This window comes from Pseudoalteromonas sp. APC 3250 (assembly GCF_030407915.1).
GTDB classification, from domain to species: Bacteria; Pseudomonadota; Gammaproteobacteria; order Enterobacterales; family Alteromonadaceae; genus Pseudoalteromonas; species Pseudoalteromonas tetraodonis.
Genome location: NZ_JASDCM010000004.1, coordinates 76,429 through 88,120, shown reverse-complemented (window position 1 = coordinate 88,120; position 11,692 = coordinate 76,429). Strand labels below are relative to the sequence as shown.

The 11,692-nt window shown below is 39.4% G+C and carries 12 protein-coding genes; 8 read left to right on the top strand and 4 right to left on the bottom strand.

All coding sequences use genetic code 11. The features are described 5' to 3' along the window. Positions 1 to 19 precede the first annotated feature (19 nt). From QL986_RS05915 to QL986_RS05905, 3 genes are all read left to right on the top strand, one after another. Positions 20 to 1,936: an ATP-dependent DNA helicase gene (locus QL986_RS05915; protein WP_290191309.1), complete on the top strand. Its 1,917-nt coding sequence runs from the start codon at positions 20 to 22 to the stop codon at positions 1,934 to 1,936. Between the two features lie 8 nt (positions 1,937 to 1,944). Beyond that, positions 1,945 to 2,646 carry a tRNA (adenosine(37)-N6)-threonylcarbamoyltransferase complex dimerization subunit type 1 TsaB gene (tsaB, locus tag QL986_RS05910; RefSeq protein ID WP_290191308.1) on the top strand — a complete coding sequence of 234 codons (702 nt, stop codon included), beginning with the start codon at positions 1,945 to 1,947 and terminating at the stop codon, positions 2,644 to 2,646. Between the two features lie 74 nt (positions 2,647 to 2,720). Continuing rightward, positions 2,721 to 3,050, top strand: coding sequence for a hypothetical protein (locus QL986_RS05905; RefSeq protein WP_290191307.1), 330 nt, complete (start codon positions 2,721 to 2,723; stop codon positions 3,048 to 3,050). 68 nt (positions 3,051 to 3,118) lie between these two features. On the opposite strand, the gene QL986_RS05900 is transcribed toward QL986_RS05905, so the two are convergent. Next, on the bottom strand, positions 3,119 to 4,405 hold the full coding sequence (locus QL986_RS05900) for an alkaline phosphatase (protein WP_290191306.1): 1,287 nt from the start codon (positions 4,403 to 4,405) through the stop codon (positions 3,119 to 3,121). A gap of 187 nt (positions 4,406 to 4,592) precedes the next feature. Between QL986_RS05900 and QL986_RS05895 the strand changes: the two genes are divergently transcribed. The 3 genes from QL986_RS05895 (at position 4,593) to rnd (ending at position 8,393) form a co-directional block, all read left to right on the top strand. Then, positions 4,593 to 5,444, top strand: coding sequence for an alpha/beta hydrolase (locus tag QL986_RS05895; RefSeq protein ID WP_138765076.1), 852 nt, complete (start codon positions 4,593 to 4,595; stop codon positions 5,442 to 5,444). 115 nt (positions 5,445 to 5,559) lie between these two features. Then, a complete protein-coding gene (gene fadD / locus QL986_RS05890) occupies positions 5,560 to 7,212 on the top strand; it encodes a long-chain-fatty-acid--CoA ligase FadD (protein ID WP_016900167.1) in 1,653 nt (550 codons plus the stop codon). Between the two features lie 50 nt (positions 7,213 to 7,262). Next, entirely contained in the window at positions 7,263 to 8,393 is a 1,131-nt protein-coding gene (gene rnd, locus QL986_RS05885; protein ID WP_013463308.1) for a ribonuclease D, read from the top strand. A gap of 54 nt (positions 8,394 to 8,447) precedes the next feature. On the opposite strand, the gene minE is transcribed toward rnd, so the two are convergent. From minE to minC, 3 genes are read right to left on the bottom strand one after another with little or no spacing between them, the layout of a single operon-like run. Next, entirely contained in the window at positions 8,448 to 8,711 is a 264-nt protein-coding gene (gene minE, locus QL986_RS05880) for a cell division topological specificity factor MinE (protein ID WP_008111532.1), read from the bottom strand. Between the two features lies 1 nt (position 8,712). Next, positions 8,713 to 9,522 carry a septum site-determining protein MinD gene (gene minD, locus QL986_RS05875; protein ID WP_013463309.1) on the bottom strand — a complete coding sequence of 270 codons (810 nt, stop codon included), beginning with the start codon at positions 9,520 to 9,522 and terminating at the stop codon, positions 8,713 to 8,715. Positions 9,523 to 9,527: 5 nt separating this feature from the next. After that, positions 9,528 to 10,232 (bottom strand): septum site-determining protein MinC, encoded by a 705-nt coding sequence (gene minC / locus QL986_RS05870; protein WP_013463310.1) that lies wholly within the window; start codon positions 10,230 to 10,232, stop codon positions 9,528 to 9,530. A gap of 155 nt (positions 10,233 to 10,387) precedes the next feature. On the opposite strand from minC, the gene QL986_RS05865 reads away from it, so the two are divergent. Continuing rightward, complete coding sequence (locus tag QL986_RS05865) at positions 10,388 to 10,669, top strand: YcgL domain-containing protein (protein ID WP_013463311.1); 282 nt, start codon at positions 10,388 to 10,390, stop codon at positions 10,667 to 10,669. After that, complete coding sequence (locus QL986_RS05860; protein WP_016900168.1) at positions 10,662 to 11,678, top strand: lytic murein transglycosylase; 1,017 nt, start codon at positions 10,662 to 10,664, stop codon at positions 11,676 to 11,678. The genes QL986_RS05865 and QL986_RS05860 overlap by 8 nt, the downstream gene beginning before the upstream one ends. The last annotated feature ends 14 nt before the right edge of the window (positions 11,679 to 11,692 follow it).

Here is an 11,692-nt window from a genome sequence, read left to right as displayed (position 1 = left end):
CGCTATTATTTTTTATAAAGTGATTGGTATTATCAAACAGCTGTTTAGTGCAACCGGGCCTTTGGCTTTATCAATAGATGGATACTCACCACGCCAACCTCAAATTGATATGGCCGTGGCTGTTGAGGATGCATTAAAAACAAGTTCCCAGCTTGTTGTTGAGGCCGGTACTGGCACAGGTAAAACCTTTGCTTATTTAGCGCCAGCCCTTAAATCTAAAGGCAAAACAATAATTTCAACCGGTTCTAAAGCACTGCAAGAACAGCTGTATCATCGTGATTTACCTGTGTTAGTAAAAGCCTTAGGCGCGGCTAAAAAAACGGCATTGTTAAAAGGGCGTGCCAATTATTTATGCACTTATCGGCTTACCCAACATGTTACACACGTACCCACAGACGACCCTGATGTAATGCATCAGCTCGCTATGGTTGCTAAATTTGCCAGTGAAACGCATACGGGCGATTTAGCCGACTGTATTGGTATTGAAGAAGATGCCAAAGTGTTGCCGTATGTCAGCTCGACTGCAGATAACTGTTTAGGTAAAGAGTGCCCTGACTTTCAAGAGTGCTACATTCGTAAAGCGCGTTTAAAAGCAGGGGATGCCGACGTTGTCGTAATTAACCATCATCTATTTTTTGCCGATATGGCGGTTAAAGAGTCTGGCTTTGCAGAGCTAATGCCCAACGCAGATGCTTATATATTTGATGAAGCCCACCAGTTAAGTGAAATTGCCAGCGACTATTTTGGCGAAACCATGAGTACTAAAAAGCTGGTGGATTTACTTAATGATTTACGCGCTATTTACCGCGCTGAAATTCCTGACATGCTGCAATTAGGAAAAAGTTTGAATAAATTGGAAACCAGTGTCGCCGATTTAAGATTGCAGTTTGGTGTGGACGGTAGCCGCGGGGATTGGCGTGAAAAGCTCAGTAATAAGCTTATTTGCTCTGCATTACATCGTGTTATTAGTGATTTAGAATTTGTGTATCAGGTTTTAAAACATTGCTTAGAACGAAGTGATAAAATTGAACACCCATTTGAGCGGGTGCTGGCATTTAAAGGCCAGTTAGAGCGTGTGTTCGACACCGCCCAAACAGGCTTTAGTTATTGGTACGAAACCACGCGTCGCTATTTAACCATAAATATAACGCCACTGAATGTATCGGCTAAATTTGCTTTGATGATGAAAGAGTCTGGTGCAGGGTTTGTGTTTACCTCAGCCACGTTATCGGTCGACAACGAACTCACTCACTTTAATGCCAGCCTTGGGTTAAAACCAAAGCAAAGTATGATGGTAGACAGTCCGTTTGATTATGAAAATCAGGCGCTATTGTGCTTACCGCGCTATTTACCTGAAACCCACGCAGATAATATGCCGCATGCGATTGTAAAGTTAACTCTCGAACTCATAAAATCAGCAAAAGGGCGTTGTTTTGTGCTATTTACTAGTTACCGAATGATGCATTTGGTGGCTGAGGGCTTAACCACACAAATGGACTATCCGGTTTACATGCAAGGGCAAATGTCTAAACGCATTATATTAGAGAAATTTACCCGTCATGGTAATGCCGTGTTGCTCGGTACTGCGTCCTTTTGGGAAGGGGTTGATGTAAGAGGCAGTACTTTAAGCTGTGTTATTATCGATAAACTGCCGTTTGCAGCGCCCGATGATCCGCTTTTGCAAGCTAGAATGCAAGATTGCCAAATGCAAGGAAAAGACCCGTTTGCGCATATTCAGTTACCACAAGCGGTTATAGCCTTAAAGCAGGGGGTAGGTCGCTTAATTCGTGATAACAAAGATAAAGGTGTGTTAGTAATTTGCGATAATCGTTTAGTTACACGCCAATATGGACAAGTATTTTTAAAGAGTTTACCGCCAATGCGCCGTACACGTAGCTTAGAAGATGCAAATACATTTTTAAAACATATTAATTGAGTACAAAAATGATCAAAAGTAACATTCTCGCCCTAGACGCTTCTACAGAGGCTTTATCGCTTGTTTTGCATTATCAGGGTAAAACATTTCATCATTTTGAAGAGTGTCCGCAGCAGCATAGCCAAAAAATTCTGCCACTTATTGATGAGCTGCTTAATAAAGCCAATTGTAAATTAAAAGATTTAGATGTTATTGGCTTTGGCCAAGGTCCAGGCAGCTTTACGGGTGTGCGTATTAGTGTGGCCATAGCACAAGGGCTTGGGTATTCAACGAATTTACCGCTAGTGGGAGTTTCTACCTTAGCGGTTATGGCGCAACAAGCGTTTGAACAATTTGGCGATGAAGTGGTTTATTCAAGCATTGATGCGCGTATGGGGGAAATATACTTTGCTCAATACCAAGTTAATAATAATTTGATGACACTTCGCGGTGAAGAACGTGTTTTTAAGCCTGAACTGCTTGATGCTTCATTGATAGACACAAACAAAACAGCAACCGGCGTGGGGACTGGATTTAAAAGTTATCCCGATGCATTAACTACATTTACAAATGTGAGTGTACACCCTGAAATTACGCTACCCGATGCACAATACATGTTAGCGTTAGTGGATGCACAGTACCTTGCAGGTAATGGCGTAAAAGCCAGTGATGCTCAGCCTAAGTATGTGCGTGACACAGTGACATGGAAAAAATTACCAGGCCGCGAGTAACGCTAAGTTGTATTGTTTGCATATTGAGCTATTTTAAATCATAATTTAAGCATGTTGTTGGTTGGAGAAGCGTAATGTCGCTGCCTATAAGCTCTGGTTTTTTTACTGGTGATATCCCTGCTAAGGTGCGTTCTACTGCTGTTGTTACGGCAAAGCATGAACGACTATCAGAGCAGCCAATATCACAGAAAACCAATACAGATTATGTTAAGAGCAGTCCTGAAGGGCTTGAACTCGCAAAAGAGTTTGTAAAAGCGAACACCAAAGAGGCCCAATATAGCCAAACTATTTACGATCAACCGAGTGCGCAAGTCAGTAAGGCAATTTCTACTTACACTGAGTTTGCTAATTTAGAGCGAAGAGCTGAAGTTCAAAGCTTAATTGGTGTTGATATATACGCTTAGTTATAAAATTAATAGCCAAATAAAAAGCCCGAATAAATTATTCGGGCTTTTTATTTTCATAACAGCGATTACTGTTCTATGTAACTAATCAGTTTTTTAGCTATGTCAGTATTGTTTTGCGAACCAATAAAGTCATCGCTATTTTTACCATAGGCAAATACTTGCACATCGGAAGCGGTATGTCCGCCCGTTGTCCAACCAGTGAAACTTAAATCATTGATAATGCTTTTAACCGCTAAATTAAGGGTTTTTTCACCCATGGCTTTAGCTTGCTTAAGTTTAATTTCGTTTTCAGTTGTAAACTCAATACGGGTATTAGCCTGCCATACCGTTTTAAGGTTATCTGATCCCATTAATAATTTGGTTAATGTACCCGCAGTGGCTTTAACACCTTTGATAATGTCGGTTTCCCATTTATATTGGCCATGTGCGCCAATGGTTAAACCGCCTGTAGAGTGATCAGCCGTGATCACTAAAATAGTGTCTGGGTTTTTATCTACATAGGCTTTTGCCGTTTCGATTGATTTTGCAAAGTCGTCCATTTCAGCCATTGCGCAAGCAATGTCATTTGCGTGACCACACCAGTCAATTTGGCTGCCTTCAATCATCACAAAAAAGCCTTTATCGTTTTGCCCATCAAGCAAATCAAACGCTTTAGAGGTTAACTGTTTTAATCTCGTTGGGTTTTCATCTAGCGCAAAAGGTAATCCCTTAGGTGCGTATAAACCAATGGCAGGGATTTGTGTGATTTGACCTAAGTTTTTAATATCGTCACCGTATTGATAACCTGCTTTTTTAAATTCGTCGACTAAGTTTCTGTCATCACGAATAAAATATTGAGTTCCACCGCCTAACATTAAATCAACCGGTAATTTCCCTGCAATTTTATTGTCAATGTAGTCGTTTGCGATGTCATCATAATTTCTTCTTGATTCATTATGCGCGGCAAAGCTTGCAGGTGTTGCATGGTTAATTTGTGAGGTAGCCACTAACGCTGTTGTCATTCCTTGCTCTTTTGCAATTTCTAGCATGGTTTTAACCGGTTTTTTGGCCGTATCGACAGCGATTGCGCCATTATAACTTTTATGACCGCTGCTAAGTGCAGTTGCACCTGCTGCGCTGTCTGTTACATAAGTATGGTCATCAGGATAAGTGTGCGCCATGCCTTTTAACATAGTGTCGAAAACGGTTGTTTCTATTTCTTTTGTTTTAGGGTCATCTTTGTAATATCGATAAGCGGTAGTGAAAGCGGGACCCATGCCATCACCAATCATATAAATAACATTTTTAGGCGCTGTTTGAGCGAATGCTCCTGTTGTACATAAAAGCGCTAATAAGCCGAACTGTTTTTTCATTGTGCGTACCCTTTAAGTGTACTTATTTTAATAGCGACTATTATTGTATACCGATAGCAAGATAAATAAATGAATATGTTATGAAATCACGAAATTTAAGTGTGTGTTCTATTAGTTCAGTTCTATTATTTGTGTATTAACTCTTGTATGTTATGACCATAACCAAATAAAAAAGTTGAGGTTTGCGTTGCAACCATTTTCGGTAAAAGCTAATGACCTAGATATACACGGTATTAAATTTGGAGACGGTGAAGACGTCGTTATTGCTCTGCATGGCTGGCTAGATAATTGTGCTAGCTTCGTGCCTATGCTGAGTCGTGCTGCGCCTTCGCAAACATGGTATTGCATTGATTTTACAGGGCATGGACTGTCATCTTGGCGAAGCCCTCAGGCACATTACTACTTTATTGATTATGTGGATGATGTGTATGCATTAATCACAGCGCTTAACTTAAAGAAGGTACACTTAGTTGGTCATTCTATGGGGGCTATGGTAGCAGGGCTATTTGCTAGTTGTTTTAGTGAGTACGTAAAATCTGTTTCTTTTATTGAAGGAATAGGCTGTGTTACTACCGATAGCGATGAAGTGTGTTCTCAGCTAAGAAATGCCATACTAAACCGAGCAAGGTTTAGTACAAAAAAATCACGGGTATACACATCAAAACAGCAAATTTATCAAGCACGTGCAAAAACAACTGATTTAAATAATGAACAAATTGCATTGCTGATGGACAGAAACATAAAACAAATGCACAGTGGTTTTGAGCTAACTTGCGATCCTAAGCTTAAAAATCACTCAGGTTTTCGATTTGATGAAGCGCAATGTATTGGTGCAATAAAAGAATTAATTGCACCATGCCAATTAATATTAGGTGATAAAGGTTATCCATTTGTAAAACAAAATCTAGACAAGTATAGTAAATATTACAATAACTTGAGTGTAATAGATGTGCCTGGTGGGCATCATTGCCATATGCAAAGTAGTGGACTATGTTTTGAACACATTCACGCATTTATGGTGCAAAGTAGTGCATGTTAATTGTATATTACCGATAAATGTGGGATTATCTCTAGATTAGAGTATTTGCTCAATTGTGAAAGTGCCTTACTTAGATTAAGGTTAATAAAAATATAATTATAAACAGGGGCTAAGAGTGGAAAAAATCTGGCTTAAGCGCTACCCAGAAGGTATGCCTGAAACAATCGATCCTGAGCACTACAACTCGTTACTCGAAGTGTTTGAAAAAAGTTTTAATGATTACAAAGATTTACCTGCATTTACTAATATGGGTAAAACATTGTCATATAACGAAATTGACGCGGCAACAAAACGTGTTGCGGCTTATATTCAAAACGATTTAGGATTAAAAAAGGGCGATAAAGTCGCTGTTATGATGCCTAACTTGTTGCAAACCCCAATTGCTATATTAGGTATTTTACGCGCAGGGTGTGTGGTGGTTAACGTTAATCCGCTATACACCGTTCGTGAGCTAGAGCACCAATTAAAAGATTCTGAAACATCAGCAATATTTATTCTTGCTAACTTCGCTGTCACGCTTGAAAAAGCACTGCCTAATACTGACGTTAAACACATTGTGGTTACGCAGGTTGGTGACATGATGGGTGGTCTTAAAAAGCATTTAGTCAATTTTGTTGTTAAGCATTTCAAAAAAATGGTACCAAGCTATACGTTGCCTAACACGATTAACTTTTGTGATTTATTAAAAGCTGATCTGAATGGCTATAAGCGCCCAGAGGTTAACTTAAGCGATTTAGCATTTTTACAATACACCGGTGGTACAACCGGTGTGTCTAAAGGGGCAATGTTGAGCCACGGTAATTTGGTGGGTAACCTTGAGCAAGTATCTGGTTGTTTAGATAACGTGCTTGAGCGTGGTAGAGAAGTGGTTATTACCGCGCTACCGCTCTATCATATATTTGCATTAACAGCGAACTGTTTAGCATTTATGAAATACGGCGGCTTAAACGTTTTAATTACAAATCCACGTGATATGCCTGGATTTGTAAAAGAGCTTAGTCAGCATAAATTTACTGCTATTACAGGGGTGAACACTTTATTTAATGGCTTATTAAATACCCCTGGTTTCTCTGAGCTTGATTTTAGTCACCTTAAAATGTCATTAGGCGGCGGCATGGCAGTACAACGCCCTGTTGCAGAAAAATGGCAAAAGGTCACTAACAGCAAACTAATGGAAGGCTATGGCCTGACAGAATGTTCTCCTTTAGTCACAATTAGCCCGTATGATTTAGAAGCTTATAATGGTTCTATCGGTCTACCTGCGCCAAGTACTGACATTAAATTAATGCTCGATAACGGTGAAGAAGCTGCTAAAGGTGAGCCGGGTGAACTGTGGGTAAAAGGTCCGCAAGTAATGCTTGGTTACTATAATCGCCCTGATGCAACGGCTGAATGTTTAAAAGATGGCTGGTTTGCAACTGGTGATATTGCCACTTACGATGACGAAGGTTTTTTCTACATTGTTGATCGTAAAAAAGACATGATTATTGTTTCAGGCTTTAATGTTTTCCCAAATGAAATAGAAGAAGTGGTTGCCATGCATGAAGGCGTGCTAGAAGTGGCCGCGGTTGGTATCCCTCATGACATTAGTGGTGAACAAGTTAAAGTTTTTGTTGTGAAAAAAGACCCTTCTTTAACTGAAAAAGATATAATAAAACATTGTCGTGATAATTTAACTAATTACAAGGTTCCTAAACTCGTTGAGTTTAAGGATGAGTTACCCAAAACTAACGTGGGTAAAATTCTCAGAAGAGCCTTAAAAGATTAGCAACTATAAAAAAGCCGACATCAGTCGGCTTTTTTATTGTAGGAGACTCAGTGCACTACCAATTGATCCAAACCCAAAATGAGCTTAATACGTTTGTAGAACAAATTAAAAACAAACCCATTCTTGCTATTGATACCGAGTTTATGCGCCGCCGTACTTTGTATCCAGAAGTTGCACTTATTCAAGTTTATGATGGCGAACATTTAGCGCTTATTGACCCGCTTGCCGAGCTTTCCTTGTTTGATTTTTGGCAAATACTTAAAGATCCTAAAGTGCTAAAAGTACTCCATTCACCCTCAGAAGATATTGAAGTTTTTCAAAAGTACGCAGGATTTGTTCCTTATCCTTTATTCGATACCCAGTTTGCACTTCAGCTATTAGGTGAGGGAAACTGTATGGGCTTTGCCTTAATGGTGAAAACATTATTGAATATTGAGATTGATAAAAGCGAATCGCGCACTAATTGGTTACAACGCCCCCTTACCCAAAAGCAACTTGAATACGCTGCTGCTGATACGTATCACCTGCTGCCTTGTTTTGAGTTAATTATAGATAGCATTAAAGCCGCTGATTTATTTGATATTGTGATCAATGAAAGTGAATTAGTTGCCAATAAACGTGCTTTTCAAATCCCGGATGAGCTACTTTACAAAGAAATTAAAAATGCATGGCAACTTAAGCCGCATGAACTAGCGGTACTTAAAGAGTTAGCAGTATGGCGTCGAAATAAAGCTATTCGTAAAAATCTAGCGCTTAATTTTGTGCTTAAAGAGCACAATATGACCGAAATTGCCAAACGAGGCCCTTCAAGTTTAAATGCTCTGAGACAAATTCCTGGGGTAGAACCCATTGAAGTGAATCGTTCTGGGGTTGAAATTTTAAAGTGTATTGAGCAGGCCAAAGCCATTCCAGCTGAGCAACACCCACAAGTATTAAAGCGGTTAATTGATTTTCCTACCTATAAAAAAGTAGCGAAGGAGATCAAACAAAAAATTACTAAAGTTGCTAAAGAGCATAACATTCCAGAAGACGTTATGGCCTCTAAAAAGCAAATAAATCAGCTAATTAGTTGGAACTGGAAGTTAACTGCTCAGCAAAAAGAAAAACACATAAAACCAGATTTACTCAGCTCATGGCGATATGATTTTGTTAAAGATGCGCTAAAAGAGTGGGATAATTAGAGTATTAAATAGCTTGATGTAAAAAATAAAAAGGGCGCTTAGCGCCCTTTTTTATTATTTCTTTTCTTCGTCAGGTAATGTGACATTGAGCTCGAGTACCGCTAAATCGTCTTCATTTTGATCAAACTGAACTTGAACCGCATCGGCGCCTACATTAACGTACTTACGAATGACATCAAGAATATCTTGCTTTAATTGTGGCAAGTAATCTGGTGTTCCACGCTGAGAACGCTCGTGCGCGACAATGATCTGCAATCGCTCTTTTGCTAATGACGCACTGTTTTTCTTTTCTGAGCGGAAGTAGTCAAGTAAAGACACATTAACCTCCAAATATCCGTTTGAATAAACCCTTTTTCTCTACATCTAAAAATCTAAATTCAACCGTTTCGCCTAATAAACGACTGATCGCATCAGCATAAGCTTGACCTGCGTCTGATTCGCTATCAAGAATTACCGGTTGTCCAGAGTTTGATGCACTAAGCACTGCTTGAGATTCAGGAATGACACCTAGTAAGTCTATGGCTAGGATGTCCTGGATATCTTCAACAGATAGCATTTCACCTTTTGATACACGATCTGGATTATAGCGTGTTATTAGCAAATGCTCTTTAATGTTTTCTAATCCTTCTTCGGCACGTTTCGATTTACTGTGTAAAATGCCTAGAATACGATCCGAATCTCGTACTGACGAGACTTCAGGGTTGGTTGTAACTATTGCTTCATCAGCGAAGTACATCGCCATCATAGCTCCGGCTTCAATACCTGCAGGAGAATCACAAACAATATAGTCAAAGTCTTCTTTTAACTCGTTCAATACGCGTTCAACACCATCACGGGTGAGTGCGTCTTTATCGCGAGTTTGTGAAGCAGGAAGTAAAAATAACTTTTCTACACGTTTGTCTTTTATGAGTGCTTGATTAAGGTTAGCTTCGCCATTGATCACATTAACAAAGTCATACACTACGCGACGTTCACAACCCATGATGAGGTCTAAATTACGTAAACCGATATCAAAATCGATGATAACAGTTTTGTAGCCTTTTAATGCTAAGCCTGTACCAATTGCTGCGCTTGATGTTGTTTTACCAACACCCCCTTTACCCGAGGTAACGACAATTATTTTTGCCATGAGATTTATCCTTTAACCAAAGCTGAAATTTCTAAAGATTCATTTTTTTGTTGTATTTGAACTGCGTTACCCCAGTGTTCACCTTGCAGTGAGTCACTGATCCAGTAATTACCATTGATTGAAACGAGTTCTGCTTCTAATTTATTACAAAATATGTATGCGTTTTCGAGCCCTTTTGCGCCGGCAATTGCACGCCCTCGTAGGGTTCCGTAAATATGTACATTGCCATCGGCAATTACTTCTGCACCATGGCTTACCGCGCCTAACACCACCAAGTCGCGGTCTTTGGCGTAAACTTGTTGGCCTGAGCGCACCGCACCATTAATAATTTGCGCTGGTAAATACACGGTTTTTTCTACAACCGAAGTATTTGACTCTACTCTTGCGGGTTCACTCTTAACGTCTTGTGAATAGTTTAAAACAGATAACCCTGCGGCTTTTGCCTGTTTATGCTGTTCATCCGAACCATTACATACACCTACAGCATTAAAGCTCATGCGTTCAATAAGCGATTTTAAGTGAACAAAGTCGATTGCGCTGTTTTTTACTTCAATTAAATTGACGACAATGGGGGCACCCTCAAAGAACTTTGGGGCTTGGGCAATTTTTACATACAGTTGTTCTGCTAAAAGGTTAATATCAGTACTATAAAGATGTAAAACTGATAACGTAAAAAGGTTGCCTTTTAGCTCAAAAATTTGGTCCGACATAGATGCTCAACTGGATTGTCTAGTTAGCATGTAACTTTATATAAACCTAGGCTGAACAAGGCTTTTATTACAGTTTCCACACTAATTTTTATAACTTATTATTATTGCCATGTTATAGTGTGTAGCACTGTTAAGCAAGATTTTATAGGGCCATAATGCTAACTGCGGTATATAAAAGTAAGAAAAAAGCAGATACTTTCTTATTTATTGAAAAAAGAGACGATTTTAGTAAAGTTCCGGAACCTTTAATGGCCATGTTTGGTCAACCTCAGTACGTGATGATCATTAACTTAGCGAAGCGGACTCAATTAGGCGTAGCGGATTTAGACACTTTAAAACAGTCGCTTAGCGACCAAGGCTATTATTTACAAATTCCGCCACCAGAGGAAAACTTGCTAAGTCAATTAAGAAAACAAAATGGAGCAGATAGTGATTAAAAAATTAGCGGTTGTATTGTGTGGTGTGTGTTTAAGCTCATCGGTGATGGCAAAAACACAAGCTGAGTTTCAACAATATCTTACTAATTTAAAGCAAGAGGCAATAGCAAAAGGCTACGATACTCAGTTAATTGAGCAAGCATTTGCCACTGCATCTTATAAAGAAAAAGTCATTTCAGCAGACAAAAACCAGCCAGAAGTAAAAGAAACGCTGGAAACGTATTTACCAAAACGAGTACCGCAATGGAAAATAGATCGTGCGCGTAAATTGTATAAAGAAAACCAAGAAGTCTTAGAAAAAGTAGCAAAAGACTTTGGTGTTCAAGCGCGTTTTATTGTGGCTATTTGGGGTTTAGAAAGTAATTTTGGCGCTATTCAAGGCGGCCACAATGTTATTTCATCCTTAGTAACTTTAGCATTTGATGGACGTCGTGAAGCGTTATACAAACGCCAATTGTGGGCAGCACTGGATATATTAAAGTCGGGACATATCACGCTTGATAAATTTAAAGGCTCGTGGGCGGGTGCAATGGGGCAAACCCAGTTTATGCCAACCTCATTTAATGCTTACGCCGTTGATTACAATAACGATGGCCGCAAAGATATTTGGACAACCAAAGAAGACGCGTTTGCTTCAATTGCAAATTACTTAAAGCAAGAGGGTTGGAATGATAATTTAACCTGGGGTCGCCAGGTACAATTGCCCGCTGATTTTGATAAGCAGTATATATTAAAGCGCGGTACTAAAACCCGAAAGCAATGGCTAGAGTACTGGGATAAATCAGAGCGCTCTTTAGCAGATTGGCAAGCATTAGGTGTTCGTCGTGTTGATGGCAGTGATTTACCTACGGTTGCTGTAGATGCAGCACTGGTGATGCCGGATGATATAAATGGACGCATGTATTTAGCATACGATAACTACAAAGTATTTATGCACTGGAATCGATCATATTACTTTGCAACCAGCGTAGGTTATTTGTCAGATAGAATTGCTTACCCAAAAATTTAAGCTTAAGCGAATAA

Bases quoted from the DNA above. Each gene is read 5' to 3' on its own strand.
- tsaB (WP_290191308.1), top strand. From the start codon at position 1,945: ATGATCAAAAGTAACATTCTCGCCCTAGACGCTTCTACAGAGGCTTTA.
- QL986_RS05905 (WP_290191307.1), top strand. From the start codon at position 2,721: ATGTCGCTGCCTATAAGCTCTGGTTTTTTTACTGGTGATATCCCTGCT.
- QL986_RS05900 (WP_290191306.1), bottom strand. From the start codon at position 4,405: ATGAAAAAACAGTTCGGCTTATTAGCGCTTTTATGTACAACAGGAGCA.
- minD (WP_013463309.1), bottom strand. From the start codon at position 9,522: ATGGCAAAAATAATTGTCGTTACCTCGGGTAAAGGGGGTGTTGGTAAA.
- minC (WP_013463310.1), bottom strand. From the start codon at position 10,232: ATGTCGGACCAAATTTTTGAGCTAAAAGGCAACCTTTTTACGTTATCA.
- QL986_RS05865 (WP_013463311.1), top strand. From the start codon at position 10,388: ATGCTAACTGCGGTATATAAAAGTAAGAAAAAAGCAGATACTTTCTTA.